General features: G+C 55.3%; 20 protein-coding genes. 9 read left to right on the forward strand and 11 right to left on the reverse strand.

Annotation, left to right across the window (positions count from 1 at the left end; all coding sequences use genetic code 11):
• Positions 1–33 precede the first annotated feature (33 nt).
• Positions 34–1,356: an ABC transporter substrate-binding protein gene (locus tag EP166_RS17255; RefSeq protein ID WP_246026337.1), complete on the reverse strand. Its 1,323-nt coding sequence runs from the start codon at positions 1,354–1,356 to the stop codon at positions 34–36.
• A gap of 10 nt (positions 1,357–1,366) precedes the next feature.
• Positions 1,367–2,401: an ABC transporter ATP-binding protein gene (locus tag EP166_RS17260; protein WP_127559371.1), complete on the reverse strand. Its 1,035-nt coding sequence runs from the start codon at positions 2,399–2,401 to the stop codon at positions 1,367–1,369.
• A gap of 253 nt (positions 2,402–2,654) precedes the next feature.
• Here EP166_RS17260 and EP166_RS17265 point away from each other — a divergent pair, with 253 nt between their 5' ends.
• Positions 2,655–3,359: a GntR family transcriptional regulator gene (locus EP166_RS17265; RefSeq protein ID WP_127559373.1), complete on the forward strand. Its 705-nt coding sequence runs from the start codon at positions 2,655–2,657 to the stop codon at positions 3,357–3,359.
• Here EP166_RS17265 and EP166_RS17270 read toward each other — a convergent pair.
• Entirely contained in the window at positions 3,354–4,259 is a 906-nt protein-coding gene (locus EP166_RS17270; RefSeq protein WP_127559375.1) for a LysR family transcriptional regulator, read from the reverse strand. The two genes, EP166_RS17265 and EP166_RS17270, sit on opposite strands and share 6 nt — an antisense overlap.
• A 93-nt stretch (positions 4,260–4,352) precedes the next feature.
• Here EP166_RS17270 and EP166_RS17275 point away from each other — a divergent pair, with 93 nt between their 5' ends.
• Complete coding sequence (locus tag EP166_RS17275; RefSeq protein ID WP_127559377.1) at positions 4,353–5,270, forward strand: NAD-dependent epimerase/dehydratase family protein; 918 nt, start codon at positions 4,353–4,355, stop codon at positions 5,268–5,270.
• 8 nt (positions 5,271–5,278) lie between these two features.
• Here EP166_RS17275 and EP166_RS17280 read toward each other — a convergent pair whose 3' ends face one another.
• From EP166_RS17280 to EP166_RS17290, 3 genes are all read right to left on the reverse strand, one after another.
• Positions 5,279–5,512: a hypothetical protein gene (locus EP166_RS17280; RefSeq protein WP_127559379.1), complete on the reverse strand. Its 234-nt coding sequence runs from the start codon at positions 5,510–5,512 to the stop codon at positions 5,279–5,281.
• A 95-nt stretch (positions 5,513–5,607) separates the two neighbouring features.
• Positions 5,608–6,510 carry a hypothetical protein gene (locus EP166_RS17285; RefSeq protein ID WP_127559381.1) on the reverse strand — a complete coding sequence of 301 codons (903 nt, stop codon included), beginning with the start codon at positions 6,508–6,510 and terminating at the stop codon, positions 5,608–5,610.
• A gap of 123 nt (positions 6,511–6,633) precedes the next feature.
• Positions 6,634–6,885, reverse strand: a complete 252-nt coding sequence (locus EP166_RS17290) for a VF530 family protein (RefSeq protein ID WP_127559383.1) — start codon at positions 6,883–6,885, stop codon at positions 6,634–6,636.
• A 230-nt stretch (positions 6,886–7,115) separates the two neighbouring features.
• Between EP166_RS17290 and EP166_RS17295 the strand changes: the two genes are divergently transcribed.
• The 3 genes from EP166_RS17295 to EP166_RS17305 all read left to right on the forward strand — a co-directional run bounded on the left by EP166_RS17295 (position 7,116) and on the right by EP166_RS17305 (position 9,291).
• Positions 7,116–7,397: a peptidylprolyl isomerase gene (locus tag EP166_RS17295; RefSeq protein ID WP_127559385.1), complete on the forward strand. Its 282-nt coding sequence runs from the start codon at positions 7,116–7,118 to the stop codon at positions 7,395–7,397.
• Positions 7,398–7,635: 238 nt separating this feature from the next.
• Complete coding sequence (locus tag EP166_RS21665) at positions 7,636–8,934, forward strand: methyl-accepting chemotaxis protein (RefSeq protein WP_127559387.1); 1,299 nt, start codon at positions 7,636–7,638, stop codon at positions 8,932–8,934.
• A gap of 180 nt (positions 8,935–9,114) precedes the next feature.
• Positions 9,115–9,291, forward strand: a complete 177-nt coding sequence (locus EP166_RS17305) for an acetyltransferase (RefSeq protein ID WP_127559389.1) — start codon at positions 9,115–9,117, stop codon at positions 9,289–9,291.
• Positions 9,292–9,368: 77 nt separating this feature from the next.
• On the opposite strand, the gene EP166_RS17310 is transcribed toward EP166_RS17305, so the two are convergent.
• The gene (locus EP166_RS17310; RefSeq protein ID WP_164743998.1) at positions 9,369–11,216 is read right to left on the reverse strand and encodes an integrin; all 1,848 of its coding nucleotides are present in this window, start codon (positions 11,214–11,216) and stop codon (positions 9,369–9,371) included.
• A gap of 553 nt (positions 11,217–11,769) precedes the next feature.
• Between EP166_RS17310 and EP166_RS17315 the strand changes: the two genes are divergently transcribed.
• Positions 11,770–13,356: a bifunctional AfsR/SARP family transcriptional regulator/alpha/beta hydrolase gene (locus tag EP166_RS17315; protein ID WP_127559392.1), complete on the forward strand. Its 1,587-nt coding sequence runs from the start codon at positions 11,770–11,772 to the stop codon at positions 13,354–13,356.
• Positions 13,357–13,441: 85 nt separating this feature from the next.
• Here EP166_RS17315 and EP166_RS17320 read toward each other — a convergent pair whose 3' ends face one another.
• On the reverse strand, positions 13,442–15,457 hold the full coding sequence (locus EP166_RS17320) for a choice-of-anchor Q domain-containing protein (RefSeq protein ID WP_127559394.1): 2,016 nt from the start codon (positions 15,455–15,457) through the stop codon (positions 13,442–13,444).
• A gap of 475 nt (positions 15,458–15,932) precedes the next feature.
• On the opposite strand from EP166_RS17320, the gene srmL reads away from it, so the two are divergent.
• Entirely contained in the window at positions 15,933–17,057 is a 1,125-nt protein-coding gene (gene srmL, locus EP166_RS17325; RefSeq protein ID WP_127559396.1) for a PheS-related mystery ligase SrmL, read from the forward strand.
• A 109-nt stretch (positions 17,058–17,166) separates the two neighbouring features.
• Here the strand turns inward: srmL and EP166_RS21795 are convergent, their stop codons facing one another.
• Positions 17,167–17,325 carry a DUF1127 domain-containing protein gene (locus EP166_RS21795; RefSeq protein ID WP_127559570.1) on the reverse strand — a complete coding sequence of 53 codons (159 nt, stop codon included), beginning with the start codon at positions 17,323–17,325 and terminating at the stop codon, positions 17,167–17,169.
• Between the two features lie 301 nt (positions 17,326–17,626).
• On the opposite strand from EP166_RS21795, the gene EP166_RS17335 reads away from it, so the two are divergent.
• Positions 17,627–19,051, forward strand: a complete 1,425-nt coding sequence (locus tag EP166_RS17335) for an aminotransferase-like domain-containing protein (RefSeq protein WP_127559398.1) — start codon at positions 17,627–17,629, stop codon at positions 19,049–19,051.
• Positions 19,052–19,077: 26 nt separating this feature from the next.
• Here EP166_RS17335 and EP166_RS17340 read toward each other — a convergent pair whose 3' ends face one another.
• The gene (locus EP166_RS17340; protein ID WP_127559400.1) at positions 19,078–19,686 is read right to left on the reverse strand and encodes a TetR/AcrR family transcriptional regulator; all 609 of its coding nucleotides are present in this window, start codon (positions 19,684–19,686) and stop codon (positions 19,078–19,080) included.
• Positions 19,687–19,729: 43 nt separating this feature from the next.
• Positions 19,730–21,157, reverse strand: a complete 1,428-nt coding sequence (lpdA, locus tag EP166_RS17345; RefSeq protein ID WP_127559402.1) for a dihydrolipoyl dehydrogenase — start codon at positions 21,155–21,157, stop codon at positions 19,730–19,732.
• Between the two features lie 278 nt (positions 21,158–21,435).
• On the opposite strand from lpdA, the gene EP166_RS17350 reads away from it, so the two are divergent.
• Positions 21,436–22,077, forward strand: a complete 642-nt coding sequence (locus EP166_RS17350; RefSeq protein ID WP_127559404.1) for a DsbA family oxidoreductase — start codon at positions 21,436–21,438, stop codon at positions 22,075–22,077.
• Positions 22,078–22,178: the final 101 nt, after the last annotated feature.

Genomic DNA, 22,178 nt, shown 5'->3' on the forward strand with positions numbered 1-22,178 from the left:
GCCCGTTGTCACAGGAACCGGCACAGGTGAAGGTCAGGAAACGATGAATTCGTTCCACTTGCGGACCATGTACTGGTTTTCATCCATCACTGAATTCCAACACGCAACACTGCCCATGCGTTCTTCGAAGGAACCACCGTCGCGCACGGCACCTGCCCGTTCCATCACATCGCCACTCGGGCTCAGAATGTCGCCCTGGGCTTCACGGCCCTGCATCCAGTAACCCCATTCGTCCTCGCTCATGTAGGCGCGCGAGGTTTCCGGTGCGGCGCTGTAGTACCCCTGGCGGTTCAGGTAAGCACCGACCCAGCCGGAGAGGTACCAGTCGATGTACTCGTAAGCGGCATCCAGTTCCAGGCCGGACAAATGCGATGCCAGACCCAAGCCACCGCCCCAGGCCCGGTAACCTTCCTGCAACGGCTGATAGACACAGGGGACGCCCTGGCTGCGTACGGCGGCAACCGCCGGCGACCACATGCTCTGGATCATGACTTCACCCGAGGCCATCAGATTCACCGACTCATCGAAGGTCTTCCAGAACGCACGGAACTGACCATCGCGTTTGGCGGCCTTTAAGATCTCAATGGTCTGATCGATTTCACCGCGGGTCATGTTGCCCTTGTCGGCATAGGTGATCTCTCCCATGGCCTCGCAGATCATTGCCGCATCCATAATGCCGATCGAAGGAATGTTGATGATCGAGGTCTGGCCTCTGAAGGCGGGGTCCATGATGTCGGCCCAGCTGGTGATGGGGCGGCCCACGAGATCCGGGCGAATGCCGAGAGTGTCGGCGTTGTAAATCGTCGGGATCAGCGTCATCCAGTCGGTTGGCTGGTCGGCGAAGGTAGTGGCGTTGCGGTCCGGAACAAACCCGACGGTGTGCGGGGCCGTGCCCTGAGCTATGTCGGCATCCTCAGTCAGTTTGCCGTTGATGAACAGCGACGAGATCTTGTCGTAATTTCTGAGGCGGCGCACATCCAGCGGCTGCATGGCACCCGACGGAAATACTTTCTTGCAGATCCAGTATTCAATATCGGCAATGTCGTAGGAATTGGGCTGGGTGACGGCACGCTGGGTCACGCTGTCGGAATCCAGCGAGGTTAACTGCAGGTTAAAACCCAGGTCTTCCTTGCACTTGTCGGCAATGGCATTGAGGTTGGACACCCCGGTGCCGAACTGGCGCAGTGTGACGTTCTTGATGTTCTGCGCCCAGATCATCGGGAAGCCGGTAATGGCACCACTACTGACGGCGGCCACACCAACGCCGGCAGCGCCCTTGAGCAGTTTGCGGCGGTTCAGGCCTTTACTTTTGACCGTGGTGTCTTCTGTATTGTCGGGTGTATCGTTGTCATTCATTGTCATTTCCTCAGCGGGTTGTTGCGCGGGTGTCGAACAGATTGATGGCACTCTTTTCCCAGTGCAGCGCAACGCGCTGACCGTGACACACCAGAGCGTCATCCATTCGGTTTTCTGGGAGGTAACACATCACCGTCTGGCCATCGTCCAGTCGGGTTTCCACGTAGAAAAACTGTGCCTGGAATTCCACATCGACAATGGTCGCTTCAAGGCGGGTGATCGTATTGGGCGGCGTAACATCCAGTGGTTCGATCGTCAGCTGGTCGGCGCGAATCGAAAAAGACGGATGCAAATCGGTTGGCAGTAGAGTGCTGTTGGGCTGCAAGACATTGTGCCCGCCGATGAAGTTAGCCACGAACTCGGTGCGCGGGGCTTCAAAGATGTCGCGCGGGTGGCCACTTTGTTCAATGCGCCCATCCGACATCACGATGGCGAGGTCGGCCAGAGCGAACGCTTCCTCCTGGGAGTGCGTGACATGGATAAACGTCAGGCCGAGTTGTCGCTGCAAACTTTTTAATTCCTTGCGCATGCGCACGCGCAGGAACGGGTCGAGTGCCGACAGCGGCTCATCCAGCAAGACAACCTCCGGCCGGCAAATCAGTGCCCGGGCCAGGGCTATGCGCTGTTGTTGCCCGCCCGAGAGTTGGCCGGGCAATTTGTCGGCAAAGCCACTCATCGTGACCAGGTCCAGCATGTCATCAGCCGCGCGGTAGCGTTCGGCCTTTCCCTGACCCGCGATCTTCAGGCCATAGGCAACGTTGTCACGGCACGACAGGTGCGGGAACAACGCGTAGTTCTGAAACATCATGGCGGTGCCGCGCTGGCGCGGCGACAGCAAGGTGACGTTGCGGTTGTCCAGCAGGATGTCGCCGTCAGACACCGCTTCGTGCCCGGCAATCATGCGCAAGGTTGTGCTTTTGCCGCACCCGCTCGGGCCCAGCAGGCAGCAGTAACTGCCGCCGGGTACCTTCAGGTTAATGCCATCGACTGCCCGGTGACCGTCATAGAGCTTGGTGGTTTGTATCAGTTCAACCGAACCTGCCATACTGCATTCCCATAAATTGTTAGCAATTAATGGCAGGCAAGTTGCAAGGTGAATGCCAGATAAGCTCACCGCCTGCTAAGCGTCTGACTTCCTTTAATTTTTATTATAAAGCTGATTATTCAGGCAGGTTTTGAGTGAAAGCGCCGATGAGAAGCCTATTCTTACAGTGCTTTATTTTGGGGTCGGGTCTGGGGTGATTGCACAGATTCAGTGCCAAAAAGTAGATTAAATTGTTAACAATGTTGGAGCCACTATGAAACCCGCGAGTAAAGCGTCTGAGATAGAACGCATCGCCGACACCATTGCCCGGGCCGTGGCCGAACAGCGGCTGCCGCCGGGTACCAGACTGGTAGAAGCGCAATTGGTAGACAGCCTGAAGGCCAACCGCAATCATGTGCGATCGGCTCTGCAGCGTTTGGCATTGCGCCGTATCGTCAGCATTCAGCCCAACCGGGGTGCGAGCATTGCGCAACCCTCTGTCGAAGAAGCCCGGGCCGTCTTTACCGCGCGATCGGTCATTGAACGTGGTGTTATAGAAATACTGGTCAGTGGCGTACGCAAGCTTGATATCTCACTGCTAAAAAAACAGCGCGACAAAGAACAGGCTGCGATTCGCAATGGGCCGCGAGAGGTTATTATTCGTGAGTCTGGCCAGTTCCATTTGTTGCTTGCGAGGCTGGCCGGTAACGCCGTTCTGGAAGAAATGCTGAATGACCTGATAACCCGCAGCTCACTGATCATTTCGCTGTACCAGCAACACAACAACCCTCAATGTGGCTGTGACGAGCACGGCAACATCATTCAGGCCATTGAAGCGCAGGATCCGGTTAAGGCCGTGCAGTGCATGAGTCACCACCTGCATGACATCGAGATGCACCTGAACCTGGCGTTCTGGGAAACCCGAACCGTAGACTTTGGTTCGGTATTCTCAGAGGAAGCTGAATCCCGGTTGTTATAAGCTCGAGAGGGTTCCGGCGCGATCTGGAAAACAATCCAGATGTTCTGCCAGAAAATCCATCAGCAATCGTATTCGCCGGTTGTGCTTTACGTCCCGGTGACAGCACAAATAGAGCGGCAGCTTTGGAAGCGTTATTTCTACCTCGACTGACACCAGCCCCAACGATGCAGCCAGTTGCTGATGCGTGCCGACAATACCACCGCCGTGGCGCGCCATTTCCAGGTGCAGCGCCATGTTGTCGGTGCGGAAGTAGAAGTCTTCATTGCGGACCGGCCAACCCAGCTCAGCAGCGCCGTTCTCAAATTGTTTATCGCGGTCATACCCCAGTAACCGGTGTTGGAACAATGCTTCGGCGGTGGTTGGATTCCCATGTTTGGCGAAATAACGGGCGCTGGCATAGAAGCCCAGTGGAATATCAAACAGGTGGCGGGCGATCAGGTCGGGTTGTTGCGGTGGAAACATGCGGATGGCGACGTCGGCATCGCGCTTGTCTAGGCTAGTGGCTTTGTTGGTGACTTCCACTTCGACCGAGAGTGCCGGGTTGGCATCCATGAAATCCGGAAGAATTCTGGGCAGGTAGTGAAGAGCGATCGGTTCGTTGGCCGACAAACGAACCCGCCCGGTCACGGCCTGGTCCTGCCCGGCGGCCAGGCGTTCGAGCCGTTGGGCCGAGGTGCGCATCTGTTCGGCCTCCTCAATCAGGCTTTGGCCGAAGCGGGTTGGAGACAGCCCCTGGGTGCTGCGGTCGAACAGAGTCTGGCCGAGCTGTTTTTCCAGCGTGTGCAGGTGCCGCGACAGGGTGGGCTGAGAAACACCCAGTGTGTCAGCGGCCCGGTTCAGGCTGCCTGCCTGAGCAATATGGAGAAAGTACTGCCAGTGTTGCCAGTCGAGGTTATTCATATGTGCATTGCCATGGTCAATTATTGTCGATTCTATATATCTATATGAATAATAGAATGGCGGTATCGACACTAACAGGCAAGGAGAATTACTATGAAAACCGCACTGATCATTGGCATTACCGGCAATTTCGGCGCACAGATGGCGCTCGCTCTGCGTGAACAGGGCTGGGGTATCCGGGCGTTGATGCGCGACCCGGCCAAGGCACCCGACTGGCTACAACCGGACTGTGTTATCAGCGGTAGCGCTCAGGATGCGTCGGCCGTATTACAAGCCGCACGAGGGGCCGACTTGCTGGTCTATGCTGCCAATCCGCAGTACCACCGCTGGCATCAGCAAGCGCTGGCCATGCTGGAACCGACTGTGAGAGCGGCCGAGCAGCTGAAGCTTCAGCTCGTATTCCCGGGTAATGTGTATGGGTATGCGCCGCAGGCTGAACCGGTTGATGAACAGGTTTGCATGAACCCACCGACCGACAAAGGTCTCATTCGCCAGCAGATGGAGCAGCGGCTGCACCGGGCCAGCGAGCAGGGCGCTCGGGTATTGATCGTGCGCGCAGGTGATTTCATCGGCCCGAACACAACCATGACCTGGCTGGACCTGATGGCTTCGGTTAAAGGAAACCGGGTCAGGCTGAAACTGCCACACGACGACCAGCATGTGCATTACTACAGTTACCTGCCTGATCTGTGTGCGAATACGGCGCAACTGCTGAACGAGCCGTTGCTCGACTGGGAGGTGTTTCACGACCCCGGTTTGGCATTGAGCAAAGCCGATTGGCAGAACGCTTTTCAGACGATGGGGGTCAGCGCCAGGATATCAGCCTTTCCCTGGTGGGGGCTGAGATTGGCCGCATTAGTCAGCCCATTGATGAAAGAAGTGATGAAAATGCGTTATCTGTGGCGGCAACCGGTGATCATGAATGGTGAAAAAATGATTCAGCAACTGGGCGACAGGCGGCAGGCAACCCCATTGCCGGTAATTGTTCGAGACACGCTGTTTAAACCGTGATGTCTATTCTATTGATCCTGTTCCGGATCCAGGAATTCATCCAAAACAGATGTATCGAATGAGTAGGTTATTTTGGCGTCAGGATAGTGTTCACTCATAATATCCCGGAATTTTCCGGGCGGTGTGACTATCGTCTTAGTGATGGCGTTGCCGCTCACGTCTTCAATGGTGACATCGTATTTTTGCAAGCCTGCTTCTGTTTTTGGCTTACTGATAACATCTATGATGGTGTAGTGGGCCATCGGATCGACCTCCGAATACATGTCTGGCGAACACAAGGTAGTGCATTCAGCCGGATTTTTCACTTAAAGGACCGGGATCGCCCTTTAAAGAAACGTTAAGGAAGGGTGAGGTTACGTATTCTGGCGCGATCATTCACGGGAATAGTGGCACCATTGATGTACTCGTAAAATACGTCGTAACTGCCGTTTAAAGCGAACAGAGTTGTTGGCGAGAGGAAGCTTCTCCCGAGGAAAACCTCATTGCCCATGCCTGTTGTTTGCATCACGAATAGCGCATGTTCATTCAGGGTTGCCGGAAAAGGAAAGCCGTTCAGGGTAAACGAAGGGTTAATTTGAGTGGCTTCCAGGTTTACGGTCAATGCTGTGGTATCGCTTACCACCACGCCACTGAGGATGGTAGCGTGTTTGTTGCCTGGAACCTGATTACCGGTTACGTGTTCGTAAACCACAGTGTAGGTGTCTGGAATCACGCGGACCGTGCCACTGCCGTCGTTGCTGTTGCCCAGCAGTATTCGTTCACCGCCACCCTGTGGCTGCAGGTAGAACAGAGCGTCGTCGTATTCACTAACTGGAAACGGCGCGCCATTGAGGGTAAAGGTAAATTGCGCCTGGAACGCCGTGGCGTTGATATCCAGCGCCTGGTCTTCCAGCAAAGAGAACCCAGCCTCGATCTCGTTGCCCCGGTTAACAGGAACCTGTGCTCCTCCATAAACATGGCTGTACTGTGTTCGGTAGTTACCTGCGACCACCTCGGTCTGATAGCTAACACTGTACGTTTTGCCCAGTTGCGCTTCGTTGCCGTTGCTATCGGCCAGAGAGATTATTCCGTGTTCATATTGTGACGCCGGGAATGAGCCGCCGTTCAGAGAGAAGGCGCCGCTGATGGTCATGGCCGGAACGTTGATGTATACGGTTTTGCTGTTTGGGTCGCCGTCTGTGTCACAGCCTGCCAGCGCAGCCATTGAAGCAAGACCCAGGAATGACTTCGATAGGTACATCAGGATTTCCTTCTCCAGAGCCTAAGCAGGACAGTCCTAATATAGCGCTATCGGAGCCGCTGGTACCATTCTTTACGTCACCACCACTGGTGCCCTGAAAACGTCGGCCTGTTCAAGTCCGATTTACCGTTGAGGCGTTTCCTGTGCATAAGGCCAGGCGGCGAAAGTCGCCACATACAGTGCTTCTACCTGATCCCGGGCCCACTGCGTGCGTCGCAAGAATTTCAGGCTGGATTTCACCGAAGGGTCGCTTTTGAAGCAATTGATATTGACCCGTTGGCTCAGCCCTTCCCATCCGTAATGCTCCTGGAGTCGAACCACAACGGTTTCCAGCGTGATGCCGTGAAGCGGGTTATTGGCTTGTTTCTCGGGCATGCGTGGGCCTTGTTGTCGGGCAGTCTCGACTGCGATCAATGCAGGTTAGCCTGCCTGTTAGGCTGCGGCAATAGAGGCATTGTGCCGGGTTCTGTGTTCGGGTTATCGCCCCTTCTGGCCGCGACGCGGGGTATTCGGTGCAGCGGCAGAGCGACTGACGAACCCGTACACCGAATACGTATGGTAATATTCTCGTTCCTTTAAACCCGCAATACAGTGAGAGCACAACCATGGCCCAAGCCGCAGCACGTCATATTCTGGTTGCCGATGAAGCAACCTGTAACGACCTGAAATCAAAAATTGCCGCCGGTGAAGATTTCGCCGCCCTGGCACAGCAACATTCCAGTTGCCCCTCCGGCCGTAATGGCGGCGATCTCGGTACCTTTGGCCCCGGTCAGATGGTCCCCGAGTTTGACCGCGTCGTGTTCAGTGCCCCGGTCAACGAAGTCCAGGGCCCGGTTAAAACACAGTTCGGCTACCACTTACTGGAAGTCACTCAGCGTACTGACTGATCGCCGACTTTGTCAGAAAAGCCGCCCTTGGAGGCGGCTTTTTTGTGCCCGATTGACTGGGGGAATGCCATTGAAGCGGGGCGGAGCGTTCGAAAAGGGCGTTTTCTCGATGTTGAGACAGGGCGCGAATCGATTGGTGTATGATACTTATGTCCTAAATGTCTTATTTGTCTTTACCAGCTTCCTGGATTCGATTATTCTGTGACCATGTCCACATTCACTGAGATGGGGTTACACAATGCGATTTTGGCCAGGTAGCAAAAAAGACGATAAAGTCGGGCAGTACAGCGAATCCGATGCCTTTATTGAGTCCTTAAGACAGGTGGGGGCTGTCATCGAATTCGAACCCGATGGCACGATTGTCGGTGCCAATGAGCCATTCCTGGCGTTAGTGGGGTATAGGCATCAGGATCTGGTGGGGCACCACCACCGAATACTCTGCTTGCCGGAGGAAACGTCCAAGCCCGGTTTCCAGTCGCTTTGGCGAAACCTTGCGTCCGGGCAGGCGCATAACGGCACTGTTCAACTGCTGAATAAAGAAGGCACGCCGGTATGGGTGCAAGCGCATTACATTCCTGTTCTGCGTGATGGTGGTGTCTACCGAATTGTAAAACTGGCTCATGACATGACGGAGATGATCAATCAGCGTAACAAGCAGCAGGCGGTGCTGGACTCTTTGGACCGCTCAATGGCAGTGATTGAGTTTTCACCGGACGGCACAATTCTTGATGCGAACACCAATTTTCTGGAAGCCGTTGGCTATACACTCAAAGACATCGTTGGAAAGCACCACCGGATTTTCTGCAAGGACGATTTTTATCGGGACAACCCGAATTTCTGGCATGATTTGGCGACGGGAAAGCTCAACATGGGCAAGTTTGAGCGCGTTAAGCGAAACGGCGATGCTTGCTGGCTAGAAGCCAGTTACAACCCGATTTTCTCAAGCGAAGGAAAAGTCCTCAAAGTAGTCAAGTTTGCCGCTGATATCACTGAGCGTGTCTTCCATGACATGGCTATTCAGGAAGCGTCGGAAGTAGCAAGCTCAACATCGGAAGAGACCCTGAATATTGCAGGGAATGGAGCCGATATGTTGAAGAAAAACGTTGAGATATCTGAGTCTATTGTGGGCGACATCGGTCATTCGACGGATCTTATTCAGCAGCTTAATGAAAAATCCACTGAAATCGCCTCCATCGTCACCACGATTTCCACCATTGCAGACCAGACCAATTTGCTGGCGCTCAACGCCGCAATCGAAGCAGCACGCGCGGGTGAAAACGGTCGTGGTTTCGCTGTTGTCGCTGATGAAGTGCGCCAGCTTGCGTCACGAACCAGTGAGTCAACGCTGGTGATTCGAGACATTGTAGCGGCCAACCAAAAGTTGACGAACGAAGCGAGCTCGAGCATGCAAAGTGTGCAAACTCAGGCTCAGTCGAGTAGAGAGCTGATCGTACAGGCGTCGGCGGTGATAGAAGAAATTCGGGCGGGTGCAGAAAATGTATGCCACACAGTTGCGCGTCTGGTAGGTTCTACCTAACGCCAGCGAAGGGGTTTGACCGTTTACTCAGTTAAGGGCAGGCGTGTTAATCGAATCCGATAAGTCCGCCTGATCTGCACCAACGTCGACGATTGGGCAGCAACCGACGCATTGGGCGCAGCAGTCGTTCGGCCAGGTGCGCACCCGCTGGGAAACACTGAACTTAGTGGAGAAAACGCCATGACAGAACAGGAAGCCCGGCACTGGGCCGAAGCCACACGTGCTGCCTGCAAGGAGGCAGCGCAGAAGGCATTTGAGGAGGCCTCGATGGTGGGCTTGTGTCATGAGGGGGCGATCGAAGCGGCACTGAGTGCCATTGAGATGGTTGACGTGAACGAGGTAAAAGCCGAGCCATAGTCCGGCCTGGTAACCCTGCATGGGCGCCTATTGATTGATGTTCAATAGACGCCCGCTGGTGTCATGAACCAGGCAAGTTAGTACAGGTAAACCACGCCCCGGTTGTTCCTGGAATTATCGGCTTGTTCTTCGGCGCTGGCTTGAGTGCCCGTGGCATTGCCGCCTTCGGTTCTTGCAGCAATGGCCAGCGTCTCTCCATCGCCGCTTAGGGTGACGGCATTGCCAAAACTGTCGCCACTGTCTGTGTTCGTGGCTTTCAGGTAAGCGTGCTGAGTCCAGGCCTGGCCTGTGCGACGAAACACATAGGCGGCGCCAGCCGGGTTGGTGTTATCGAATTCATTGCCTTTGATGCCAACTGCAGTACTGGCTTCATTCACTGCACCAACCACTAGCACATCGCCAGTATGGCTTAAACTCACGGCGCTTCCGAAGCTGTCGCCTGCATCGGTGTTGCTGGCTTTGAGGTAAGCCTGCTGTGCCCAGTCAGCGTCGGTACGGGTAAACACATAGACGGCGCCAGCACTGGGTGCTTCATTGTTCGACTGGTCGCCATCAATGCCGGTGACTGCACTGTCTTCCCGTATGGTACCCACCGCCAGTGTGTCCCCGTCACCGCTGATGCTGATGGAATCGCCAAAGAGATCCTGCTCTTCTGTATTGCTGGCTTTAATAAAGGCCTGCTGCGTCCAGTTGGCGCCGTCATGCACAAACACATAGGCGGCACCGGATTTGTTTGCACCGCCAACGAGCGGATCACCGTTTACACCGGTCTCGCCGCTGTCTTCAAGTTGTGCAGCCACGGCCAGGGTAGTGCCTTCGCTATCGAGGCTGATGGCCCTCCCGAAAAATTCATCTCCAGTGGCGTCGCTGGCTTTGATGTAATCTTGCTGCTGCCAGGTGTCGCCATCGCGGTTGAATACGTAAACGGCACCAGCGTTATTGACCTCGTTGTTTTGCTCACCGTTGATAATCCCGTCGTTGCTCTGTTCACCGGGCGCCCCTATGGCCAATACCGTCCCGGCATCGTTCAGTTCGACGGATTCGCCAAACTTGTCATTGGAGTCCGAGTTGTTGGCTTTGATGTAGGTTGGATTAGACCAGACGCCATCGGCACGAGTGAACACATAGGCAGCGCCAGCATTCGCTGCGTCATTGTTGGTTTCGTCGCCGCCTATTCCATCGGCATCACTGTCTTCATTTTTAGCGCCGACAGCGAGCGTATTGCCGTCTGCGCTCAAGCTTAATGCTGCTCCGAAGGTGTCATTGTTACCAGGATTGCTGGCCTGTAACCGCTGTTGCTCTGTCCATTGGCCGGGGCCGGTTTTCGTGAAGACGTAAACGGTGCCCACTTTATCCCCGCTGCCATCGATGAATGCCCTTGCATTGGCTGCCCCCACTGCCATAGTACTGCCATCGGCACTCAGGCTCACGGCGTCGCCAAAATTGGAGCCTTGGTGTACATCGCTTGGTTTCATATAGCCGATCAGATCGTTCAGACCGTCATCGATGGTCAGGGTGCTGGCGTCAACGCAGCCCACCTCATTGCAGCTTTGTAGAATGTACTCGGCGTCAAACCGTGAGAAGGTGGGTATTTCCAGTGCCAGGGTTTCAGTACCCTGAGCAATGGGGTCACCCAGGGGGCTGAACCCGGATTGGCCGTCGGGGTTTTCCAGCAGTATGTAGTGTGTGGCGCCTTCAACATCGGTCCAGTCGATGCGCAGGGTTTTTATGGCGTCAAAGCTCAGGCTGACCTCGGCTGCAGCGGGAGCGGTCGGATCCGTGCTCGGATCAGTGTTTGGGTCCGTGCCCGGATTGGGGTCGGCGTTGCCGTTCTGGGCGTTGTTTTCGGAACTGCTGGAGTTACAGCCGCCAAGCAGCGCCAGTAAGGCGAAACTCAATATGGGTGCGATTGATCGCATGGGCATAAACATTGTGGGGTTTCCTTTTTCATTCATATTACGGCCCGCCAATGAGCCAGTGAGTCTGTGACGATAGGCGGCACTGTTTTGGATGCATCCAGACAATTTTTTTATTGGGCGACTGAAAAATGCACTTGAGAACGGGTCGCTGGTTTCGGTCGCACCAAATCAATGCATAACGTTTGACACTAAAGGCTATTGCCGATGGTGTGTACCCTACAGTTGTCGGGGGTCTCACGAGCAACTGCCGGAGCCGGTCCAAATTTACGGTCTAGTGCATGACTCGCTGAGTGCCTTGGCAAAAACCAACACACCTTAAGGGCACGGACTCCGCGATAATATTTCTCTACTTATTCATGTAAAAACGTGCTTTGCTGCACTCTACATACTGAGTGCAACACACAGGCCGAAGGCCTCGTTTAGGCCGAGTCAATATGGCCAGCTTATGGTGGACTCGTTTGAGCCAGCGTTTGAGAACGCATGGTTTTGTCGAATTTTACAGAAAATGGCATAGCCAGTTCGACGTTCGATTGCCAGAACACCCCGAGGAGCAGCCTGCATGACGTTGACGATCACTACCCTTGGCGAGCTAACTCTGTGGAGCGAAGGCCGGGCGCTCAAGTTACCCGCCTCAAAACGTACGCGTGCCTTGTTGGCGTATCTCGCCATTACCAATCGGCCGCACCGGCGTGACCGTCTATGTGAAGTATTCTGGGATTTGCCAGATGACCCAAGGGCAACGCTTCGCTGGTCATTGAGCAAACTCCGGCCCCTGATTAATCGGGGCGCAACCGAACGTTTGCATGCAGACAGAGAGCGTGTGTCACTGGCCATGTCCGATGTTGAGCTGGATATTCATCGTCTTGCCAGCGCTATCGAAGCACCCGACGTAGCATCCGACGAGCTGGAATCCATGCATCGGCAGCTAGCCGAGCCTTTTCTGAATGGCATCGATTTGCCCGGCCAACCCTTGTTTCAGAACTGGTTGACGTCAGAACGCCAGGATATTCAGCGCCTGCAGGGCAAGGTATTGGCGCAGCTGGCCTCACACCCCAGTATTCCACACGAAATCCAGCTGACTCATGCCCGGGCATGGGGGGAGCTAGAGCCGTATAGTCCGACAGCGGCCAACCGGGTGCTAACCCTGTTTGGCTTGTTGGGGCGCCCGATGGAAGTCGCCCGTCTGACGGACACACTCAAGACCCGGTTTCGCAATGCAGGCATTCAATGGACCGCCGAAGCAGCCCAATCGAGGCGATTGGAAACGGAATCGATCAGTCTGGAACTGACTCGTCGTGAGATGCTGTCCCGTCAAAATGTTGCCTTTTGCAGGGCGGTTGATGGCGTTCGGATAGCCCATGCTTCTGTGGGTAAAGGAACCCCCATCATTAAAGCGGCAAATTGGCTAAGCCACCTTGAGTACGACTGGGATGCACCAATTTGGAGCCCGCTTTTTCGCGAACTGGCCATGCATCACCAATTCATTCGCTACGATGAACGCGGCAACGGCTTGTCAGACTGGGAAGTCGATAATCTGTCGTTCGAGGCATTTGTTTCTGACCTGGAATCAGTCGTCGAAGCCAATAGCGTCGACAAATTTGCACTGCTGGGTATTTCCCAGGGAGCGGCCGTTTCAATCGATTACGCGGTGAAACACCCGGACCGCGTTACCCACCTGATTCTGTTTGGTGGCTACCCGGCTGGCTGGCGAATCAATGCCACCGAAAGTGAGGTGCAGGAACGGGAAGCTGTGATGACACTGACGAAAACCGGCTGGGGCAGAGATAACCCGGCTTATCGGCAGATATTCTCCTCGACCTTTATGCCCAGTGCCAGTGCAAAGGAACTGACCTGGTTCAATGAATTTCAGCGGCTGACGACATCGCCTGAGAATGCCGTGCGCTTCCTGTCTGTTTTTGGTGATATCGATGTGCGCGACCAACTGGCCAGGGTGACCGTTCCCACCCTGGTGATTCACTCATTGGGCGATCGCCGGATACCCGTCTCAGTCGGGCGTGATATCGCGGCCGCTATCCCCAATGCCGAATTTGTGGGTTTGGAAAGTGATGGCCACCTATTACTGGGAAGAGAGGCGGCGTCCAAGGCGTTTGTGAGTGCGGTTAGAGGCTTCATTCAAAGGCACTGAAGCGCCCTTCATGGATTGGTCAACAGCCAAACGCAAAAAGCGGGGCAACGCCCCGCTCTGAATCTCTTCAATTGAGTCTGGTTTACTAGTTGTGGCGCAACAACCGAACACTGCCCAGCATCAGAGTGAGCAAACCAAACCAGAGCCCCAGGCTGCCGCCGCTGCTGCCGCCGCCGGTTGAGCCGGAAGAGGCTGAGGCATTGACCCGTTCAAAGGCACCGATGTCGCAACCTTTGCCGTTTTGCTGGCGTTCAACACCGCGCTGGTCTGTCGGCAAACAGGTATCCGGGTTACCCGTATTGTCACCCTGGCTTCCGGCAACGAGTGCGTGCGTCAGGGTTGGTCCGCCGTTGCCGGCCAGGGGAGCCAACAAGTCGGTTAACACGAGGGGCGCATTGATCAGCTGGTCAGTACCGTGGGTTGCGCAACCCGTGCCATTGCCGATGACGTTGTAGCCAAGTGAGCGAGCCCCCGGGTTCAATTCGCAATCCGGCCCTTCAATGGCCGTATTACCGGCAATGATGCTGTTGCCATACGCAAACAGACTGTCTGTAGCGCCCTGAAAAACACCACCGCCTAAATTAGAGGCAAAATTGTCGGCCATCGTGACGTGGTTCAGATTGGCGATGGCTCCACTGTCCAGATACAGTGCACCGCCATCGCCACCTTCGACCCGGTTGCCACTTAGGGTGGTGTTGAGCAGTACCATGGCATTGTTCTCAGCGAAGAGGCCGCCACCACTAAACAGTGCGCTGTTGTCGCGGATAATCGAGTGTTTCGCCCGAAGCTGCGCACCGTCCAGAAACAGTCCGCCGCCAGAACCCGCTGGGGCAGAGTTATCAGCAATGTTTGCGTTCATCAGCGTCAACGCGGCCTCGTAAAGATACGCGCCACCGCCATCGCTCGAGGTAGACGTATTTCCAAGGACCGATGTGTTGGTAAGCGTTGCACTGCCGGAGTACTCAAGGTAGAACCCCCCACCAACAAACGTACTGGTGTTGTTGTCGATTTGACTGTCAACCGCGTTCAACACGCCTTCATAGATATAGAGACCGCCACCGTCTGACGAGGACGAGTTGTCAGACACGGTGGATCCAAACAGGCCGAGCGATGAACTGTCGAGGTATAAACCACCGCCGTCGTCTACGGCTTCGTTCGACGTTAAACGAGTATTGACCAACGTTACCTGAGTGGAATAGTCGGTATAGATGGCGCCACCATCGTCACCGGCGAAGTTTTCAAACAAGTCGCTGTCTTCAATAATCAACAATTCGTAGTCATTCATGCTGATCGCACCACCATCACTGCCCGCTTCGTTGTTGGACAGGAGGGTACCACTCAGTTCGACAGTGCCCTCGCTGTCTGAAGCTATCGCGCCACCATCTGTTGTTGCAGCATTGTTGGTTAGGGTTGACTCGTTGACGACCAGGTAGCCCTCATCGCTGTATACCGCGCCACCATCGCCTGTTGCTATGTTTCCGGAAAAGGTGCTTCGGTAAACGCGAACCGAGCTATCTATTCCGGCTATCGCTCCACCATCGGTACCCGAGTTATTGCTGAAGGTACTGTCGTAGATGGTTAGGAAGGCTTCTAGTGCGTTGATGGCTCCTCCTTTCAAATCGCTGGCGTGGCCGCTGAATTGACTGTCGCGGATGGTTACACTGGAATCCGGCATGATGGCCATACCAGCGCCAGCGAGCGGGCTGCCGCCATTGGCGATACGTACGTTTTGCAGTTCAAAATCAACGGCATCAACCTCCGTACCGACGGAAAGCACTTGGACTGAGTTACCACCATCGATAATGGTATCGGTCTTGTTGACCCCTTGTAGGATCAGGTTTTGGGTAATGGCGAGTGTATCGTTCAGAGCAAAGATGCCTGCGGGCAGCGTCACAATGTCGGTAGCGCTAACCTCACCGGCCGGACATTCGCCGGTGCTGTCACCGGAGGGGGCGTTGGTGTTTGCCGCGATGATGGCTTCCTGCAGGGAGCAGAAGCCGTCGTTGGCCGTTGTGTTGTTCGTGGTCGAAACGGTCAGCGTAGCGGCCTGAGCCGAGACCGCTGCCGAGGCGATCAGCAGGGTGTAAGGCAGTAATTTCATGTTGTCCTATTCCTTTAAGCGAATGTATGTAAACGGATATAACCTGGGCCTCGCGCCGGGTATAGCGCGTCAGCAATACTTGGCTCGTTAAGACAATTCAGTCTGACGAGCTCCCGCTGTTTTGCTCCTTTTGAGGCGCTAGCCGGAAGCATTGGTTCATAGACGACGGTCAACGACCGTTTGGATGCAATGGTGCGGCATTTTATGGGTCTACCGTTTGAAGAAGCGTTTGAACTTGCTGAGTAGAGGAGCTATTGACAGGAATCTGGCCTTGGGTAGTATTTAAAGCATGACTAATTGGATGCACGCACATCGATTTACTGACCTCCGAGTCCTGAAACAGGGCACGGCGGTCTGACTTTTCCTGTCTGAAAAGCCAACTCCGGGCCCTGGGCTCGGAGGAAGATTCCACAATCCCCCTTGGAATATCGCAGTCATGTCAATGCCGTGACTGCTGGCTTTTTGGAGAACCATCATGTCTAAACACCTCACCGCCGACCAATTGGTCGACGCGCTTACGTTGCGCGATCTCAGCAACCCGAACCAGGGTGCTCATGCCATGCAACTGCTGCTGGATGACATTCAGCATGCCATCGAATCCCTTTACGACTGTGAGCTGCAACGCTTGTCGGGCCACCCTCTGGTTCGTGTGCAGGACAATTACGACGCCCTTGGTTACCCTGAAGACGGCCCGGCACGGGAAAGCCGGTACAGTCGTTACCTGTCCAAGCGCTGGATGCTTCGAACTCAAACGTCCTGTCTGGTTCCAGAATGGCTGAGCAGTTGGCGTGATAAAACACCCCGGAAATTGGGGTTGCTGTGTTCCGGTCGGGTGTATCGTCGCGACAGTATTGATCGGCTTCACGTGGGTGAACCGCACCAGGTGGATGTTTGGGTACTGCTGCCTGTCAGCGACGTTACCCATCCGAAAACGATGTTACGGGAGGCCATCGATGCGGTGATGACCACCGTCTTGCCAGATCACCCACTGCACCTGGAGGCATCATCGCATCCTTATACCAGGGACGGTCTGCAAGTGGAGGCGCTTTCAGAGCGCAACCAATTGGTAGAAGTTGGGGAGTGTGGTCGCATAGACCCGGCGCTGCTGGCCCGTCATGGCTGGGACCCGGAAAAAGTCACGGGCGTTGCAATGGGCCTGGGCCTGGAACGGCTACTGATGTTGCGCAAGCACCTGCCAGACATCCGCTTACTGCATAATTCGGATCACCGAATAGTGGCGCAGATGCAAGACCTTGAACGATGGCGGCCGGTTTCCTACCAACCTGCGGTGGTGCGCGACCTGTCCATAGCTGCTGAATCGGATATGGACAGCGAGGTGTTGGGCGACCGTGTTCGTGAAGCCATACCGGAAAAGCTTGACTGGTTGGAGGCCATCGAAATAGTCAGTGAAACCGCTGGTGATGACTTGCCTGCAGTGGCCGTTGACCGGCTGGGTCTGAAACCCGGACAAAAAAATGTGCTATTGCGGCTGACCATGCGCCACCCAACGAGGAGCATTGGCCGTGATGAAGCCAATACTTTGCGTAACCGTGTGTACCAGGTCTTGCACCAGGGAAGTGTGACGGTTCTGGCTCAATAGTGGGCATATGGGTTAACGATGCGGCCAGTATGTGAACCACCGGTGCCGACGTTAACCCCTGCAAAAGGATTGGCGGGTTGCTCACGCTCCTTTTGAATCAAGCAACACACTACTGTCTCCAGAACGGTTTGCTGGTTTCCCGAATGACATCAGCCCTTTTCAAACCTACATCTTTCAGAATGTAATCTGGCAAGCGAGCTAATTGTGCTCGGGTCTTGTAGTTGCGGTACCAGTGCCTCGTGGTGTTACCAATGTAGGTCATTGTCATGCGCGTGCTACGAGCCAGCAAAGTGCAAAGGATGCTAAACAGAGGCTGGCGACTTTGATTGAACGTATCGACACGGGTACTCACAAGAGCTCTCCTTAAGTGACTATCGAAAACGGGTAGTTCCGATTAACACCATGTTAAGCGCACCACCTGAACCGGTACAGATACAGGAAGCAGTAACATTGACCATAACAGATGGTGGCGATAAGCTACTGTTCTGGTTCGTTGTGAGCGATCTGTACTGGTCTCCAGAGCCTCCAACAACGGTAATGTTCTGGTCGATGCTCGGCAGAGGGTGCTGATGGAAACCAATCTCTATGCTCAACTTGCCGACTCTCTGGTTGAGCAGATCCGCCAGGGTGTGTTTCGACCGTCGGAAAAAATGCCTTCTGTGCGGTTGCTGGCGCGGCGTGAATCGGTGAGTATTTCCACCGTCTCGGCGGCATACGAACTGCTGGAACGCAGAGGGTGGGTCGAGGCTCGTGAACGCTCAGGCTATTTTGTGCAAAGCAGACGTGAAGAAACTCTGTCGGCGCCGAAACAGGCACGTACCCGACCCCGGCCATTGCCGACCACGCTGTCCCAGCTGGTTATGGAGGTACAGCGCGGCTCCATTACCGAGGGCGCTAATTTTTCCCGGGCGATCCCCTCGTCAGACTTCCCAATCATCCGTCAGGTACAGCGCACCTATACGCGATTGTCACGAACCCAGCCCTTTCTCGGTATTGGTTACGATACCCCGGAAGGCCTGCTGGCGCTGAGGCAGCAAATTGCCCGGCGCGCTGTGGACGCCGGTGTGTTCGCACCGCCGGAAAGCATCATCGTTACGACCGGCTGTCAGAATGCGATGGCGCATTGCTTGCGGGTGGTCACCCAGCCAGGAGACATAGTAGCGGTGGAGTCTCCCTGCTACTACGGCCAGTTGCAGATGATAGAAGCTCAGGGTCTGCAAACCGTGGAAATTCCAGCCCACCCTGAAACCGGCCTGAGCCTGGAAGCGTTACAACTGGCTTTGGATAAATGGCCGATCAAGGCCATCATGACAGTGCCAACCTTCTCTAACCCGCTGGGCTGCAATATGCCAGACGAGAACAAACGGGCACTGGTCGACCTGCTCGACCGTTATGACATCCCGTTGATCGAAGACGACATCTACGGTGATTTGCACTATGCCGAACAGCGACCAAAGGCGGTAAAGGCGTTCGACAAGAACGGCCGGGTCTTGTTGTGTTCTTCTCTGTCAAAAACCATCGACCCGCAATTCGGAATCGGCTGGATCATTCCGGGGCGTTACTTCGAGGAAGTCGTACACAGCAAGTTCGTCACCTCGCACGCCATGGCATCGTTGCCACAAATGGTGGCGGCGGAAATACTGGCGCAAGGGGCCTACGAGCGACACCTGCGCCTGGCCCGTGTGACCTACCGGCAACGCTACCAGTTCATTGTTGAGCGAATTACCGAGTACTTCCCACCTGAGACACGGGTGTCTCGCCCCGAAGGGGGATTGGTGGTCTGGCTGCAATTTCCACCGCAGGTGGATACGACGAAGCTGTACCATCGCGGGCTTGCCGAACACATTCGCATTGCACCGGGCGAGCTGTTTTCAGTGACGGGAAAGTACCGTAATTGCATGCGCTTGAATTATGCGGTTGCCTGGTCGCCCGAAAAAGAGGAGGCACTGCGCAAGCTGGGGAGTTGGGTAAAAGAGGCGATGGATGAGGCGTGAGAGGCCTCTGCTGATGAACTGATGACTCAAGCTTCCCGGGTAGCTGCTATGGCATCGGGGTCGTTTTTTGGCAGGCGCAGGTTTTTGGCGAACAGGTCTTTGTAGAGGCCACTTACGGCTTGAACAAAATAATCGACATTTTGTTGTGACCAGGCTCCGATCAGCCCCCCTTGCAGCGTGGCTAGAACCTGGCACGAGCGCTTATAGGCCTGGGGTTTGGGCAGGCCATCGCGTGTGAAAACCTCCGTCAGCCAGCTCAAGTTGAGTGCGTAAAAGGCGTCGACAGTGGCGTTGATGTCCGCCGTCAGGGTTGCTCTTTCAACACTCAGCATGGCGCACAAACACACCTGTTTGGAGTGCATCATTTCGGTGTAAAACATCAGTATGTACTGCCGCAGCAGTTCCGCCGTGGTGAGTTTTGACTTGGCCGGGCCGGGTAGGGCATGTTCAAAACGCCGGTTGTACCGCTCCGCCACAGCAGTTCCAAGATCCGACTTGCTCGGAAAGTGGTAGTGCACGCTGGCGCTCTTGATGTTCAGGTCTTTCGCCAGGTCGCGGAAACTGAACGACCCGAACCCACCCTGACGAATGTAGTGTTCCGCGCGGTCTTGTAATTGTTCGCGGGTGTTACTCATGGTTATGGCCTTACTTGTGGGTTCCGGGTAACGACTGCTGCCCTCAGGCTCTTTTCTTGATCTTTGGGTTGGGTAGGTCGGTGATTGTACCGGCACCGAGTTCCGCGGCAAGCCCTACGGTCTCGTGCAAGGTCGGGTGGGCGTGAATGGTCAGGGCGATGTCTTCGATGTCGGCTCCGAATTCGAGGGCCAGGCTGAGTTCTCCCAGCAACTCTCCGGCATTGATGCCTACCAGGCCGGCCCCTAACAAGGTGCCTTTGTCTTTGTGGAAGATCAGTTTAGTTCTGCCTTCGCTTCGATCGGCACCGATGGCGCGCCCGCTGGCTGTCCAGGGGTAGGTTGCGGTCTCAACATTCAGGCCCCGGGCTTTGGCTTCTTTCTCGGTCAGGCCGGTCCAGGCGATCTCGGGGTTGGTGTAGGCGATGGACGGAATGGCGCGTGGCTCGAACACTGCCTTGTGACCGGCGATGACTTCGGCCGCTACATGGCCTTCATGCGAGGCTTTGTGTGCGAGCATCGGGTTGCCAATGATGTCGCCGATGGCAAAAATGTGCGGAACCGAGGTTCGCAACTGGTTGTCTACGTCGATAAAGCCGCGTTCATCCACACGAATGCCCGCATGCTCAGCGCCAATTCGGTTCCCGTTCGGGCGTCGCCCGACAGCTACCAGAATGGCATCGTAGGCTTCCTGGCGAGTGTCACCCTGTGCATCCTCAAAGGTGACGTGGAGGTCATCTTGCTTAGCAACTATCGTTGTAACCCGGGTGTTCAGGTGGATATTGAACCGGTCTTTGTTGAACCGCTGGTAGACTTTGACCAGGTCACTGTCGGCAGCGGGTATCAGCTGCCCGGCATATTCTACAACGGTGACGTCACTGCCCAGTGCCTGATAAACCGTGGCCATTTCCAGTCCGATGATACCGCCGCCAATCACCAGAAAACGCTTGGGGATAAAGGGTAGCTCCAGGGCTTTGGTACTGTCCCAAATGCGGTCATCGTCGTCGGGTACAAAGGGGAGTCGCACGGGTTCCGAGCCAGCGGCGATGACGCACTGTTCGAACTCGATCAGACTGTCTGCCCCGTTACCGGTCACCTCCAACCGGTGGGCGTCTTTGAAGCTGCCAGCGCCTTGGACCACCTTGACCTGGCGGCCTTTAGCCATGCCGCCAACGCCACCGACCAGTTTATCGACCGACCTTTGTTTGAAGGCGCGAATCGCATCGATATCGACCCTGGGTTCGCCAAACTGAACACCGATGTGTTCGGCCTCCCGGGCTTCCGTTAACACGTCAGCGACATGCAACAGCGCCTTCGATGGTATGCAGCCAACGTTCAAGCAAACACCCCCAAGCGTCGGGTAACGCTCAACCAGGGTCACCTCCTTACCCAAATCAGCCAGACGGAAAGCGGCCGAATAACCACCGGGGCCTGAGCCTAGAACCAGAACCTGAGTTTTCAGTGTTACTGCCATGTTATGCCTCCGCATCAAATATACCTATCAGTAGATAGGTTAGAGCATAGCCTGTCATGCAGTGGGTGTAAATTGATCGACCTAGGGTGACGAGCTTTCGTTTTACAGTTCACCGCTCGTTGACCGGTCAGTTCTTACACTTACTAATTTGTACGTACTTGCGAAAAGTGGGTGAGCCCTAATAAACTGACACCAAACCATTCAGGCCCAGTGCCGGAGTATTCTTGCCATATGGCTTCCCATTAGTGTGGGAGGTTAAATGAGGTCTCCATAAGCTTATGCGAATAGATGTAGTGTCTGACATAGCCTGCCCCTGGTGCGCCATTGGCGTGAATGCGCTGGAGCGTGCGCTGGAACAGCTGGGCGACTCCGCCGATATTGAGGTCCACTTCCAGCCGTTTGAACTGAACCCTGATATGCCTCCTGAGGGGGTCGGGCTTACCGACTACCTCATCAGCCGGGTCGGCATGTCGCCAGATCAGGTTGAAGCGTCCCACGTCACTCTGCGAGAGCGTGGAAATGCCGTAGGGTTCAGCTTTGGTGAACGTTCAATGATATGGAACACCTTTGATGCCCATCGGCTGCTTTACTGGGCAGACGTGGAAGGGCCCGCCGGGGCCCAGCGCCGATTGAAGCTGGCACTGTTGCAGGCGTATCACGGAGAAGGCCGGAACCCCGGCGCTGAGGATGTGTTGCTGGAATGCGTCGCCAAGGCGGGGTTGGACGAGGCGCGGGCGCGTGAGGTTCTTGAGCAAGAGTTGTTTACCCAGGCCGTGCGGGATGCTGAAGATAACTGGATGCAAAAGGGCGTTAGAGCGGTGCCGACAATGATCATCAATCAGACACAGGCGCTGCAAGGTGTGCAGCCCGTGGCAATGCTGGAAAACTTGCTGAGAACCGAGCTGGCCGCTCAGGGGTAAGGCAAGTTCAGGGCTGCTCAGGACCGGACCTGTCAACGAGCGTTGGTGTTGCGCAGCCTATGCGGTATTCAAAGAGGGTGACGTCAGGGTATTGTGTCCGG

Origin of the sequence: Saccharospirillum alexandrii (assembly GCF_004000275.1) — a bacterium.
In the GTDB taxonomy this organism is placed as follows: Bacteria; Pseudomonadota; Gammaproteobacteria; order Pseudomonadales; family Natronospirillaceae; genus Saccharospirillum; species Saccharospirillum alexandrii.

What these genes read in the sequence shown, in the direction of transcription:
- EP166_RS17255 (WP_246026337.1), bottom strand. Translation starts at nt 1,356, where the DNA reads ATGAATGACAACGATACACCCGACAATACAGAAGACACCACGGTCAAA.
- EP166_RS17315 (WP_127559392.1), top strand. Translation starts at nt 11,770, where the DNA reads ATGACGTTGACGATCACTACCCTTGGCGAGCTAACTCTGTGGAGCGAA.
- EP166_RS17295 (WP_127559385.1), top strand. Translation starts at nt 7,116, where the DNA reads ATGGCCCAAGCCGCAGCACGTCATATTCTGGTTGCCGATGAAGCAACC.
- EP166_RS17320 (WP_127559394.1), bottom strand. Translation starts at nt 15,457, where the DNA reads ATGAAATTACTGCCTTACACCCTGCTGATCGCCTCGGCAGCGGTCTCG.
- lpdA (WP_127559402.1), bottom strand. Translation starts at nt 21,157, where the DNA reads ATGGCAGTAACACTGAAAACTCAGGTTCTGGTTCTAGGCTCAGGCCCC.
- EP166_RS17310 (WP_164743998.1), bottom strand. Translation starts at nt 11,216, where the DNA reads ATGCCCATGCGATCAATCGCACCCATATTGAGTTTCGCCTTACTGGCG.
- EP166_RS17280 (WP_127559379.1), bottom strand. Translation starts at nt 5,512, where the DNA reads ATGGCCCACTACACCATCATAGATGTTATCAGTAAGCCAAAAACAGAA.
- EP166_RS17265 (WP_127559373.1), top strand. Translation starts at nt 2,655, where the DNA reads ATGAAACCCGCGAGTAAAGCGTCTGAGATAGAACGCATCGCCGACACC.
- EP166_RS17305 (WP_127559389.1), top strand. Translation starts at nt 9,115, where the DNA reads ATGACAGAACAGGAAGCCCGGCACTGGGCCGAAGCCACACGTGCTGCC.
- EP166_RS21795 (WP_127559570.1), bottom strand. Translation starts at nt 17,325, where the DNA reads ATGACAATGACCTACATTGGTAACACCACGAGGCACTGGTACCGCAAC.
- EP166_RS17335 (WP_127559398.1), top strand. Translation starts at nt 17,627, where the DNA reads ATGGAAACCAATCTCTATGCTCAACTTGCCGACTCTCTGGTTGAGCAG.
- EP166_RS17260 (WP_127559371.1), bottom strand. Translation starts at nt 2,401, where the DNA reads ATGGCAGGTTCGGTTGAACTGATACAAACCACCAAGCTCTATGACGGT.
- EP166_RS17270 (WP_127559375.1), bottom strand. Translation starts at nt 4,259, where the DNA reads ATGAATAACCTCGACTGGCAACACTGGCAGTACTTTCTCCATATTGCT.
- EP166_RS17350 (WP_127559404.1), top strand. Translation starts at nt 21,436, where the DNA reads ATGCGAATAGATGTAGTGTCTGACATAGCCTGCCCCTGGTGCGCCATT.
- EP166_RS17285 (WP_127559381.1), bottom strand. Translation starts at nt 6,510, where the DNA reads ATGTACCTATCGAAGTCATTCCTGGGTCTTGCTTCAATGGCTGCGCTG.
- EP166_RS17275 (WP_127559377.1), top strand. Translation starts at nt 4,353, where the DNA reads ATGAAAACCGCACTGATCATTGGCATTACCGGCAATTTCGGCGCACAG.
- EP166_RS17340 (WP_127559400.1), bottom strand. Translation starts at nt 19,686, where the DNA reads ATGAGTAACACCCGCGAACAATTACAAGACCGCGCGGAACACTACATT.
- srmL (WP_127559396.1), top strand. Translation starts at nt 15,933, where the DNA reads ATGTCTAAACACCTCACCGCCGACCAATTGGTCGACGCGCTTACGTTG.
- EP166_RS21665 (WP_127559387.1), top strand. Translation starts at nt 7,636, where the DNA reads ATGCGATTTTGGCCAGGTAGCAAAAAAGACGATAAAGTCGGGCAGTAC.
- EP166_RS17290 (WP_127559383.1), bottom strand. Translation starts at nt 6,885, where the DNA reads ATGCCCGAGAAACAAGCCAATAACCCGCTTCACGGCATCACGCTGGAA.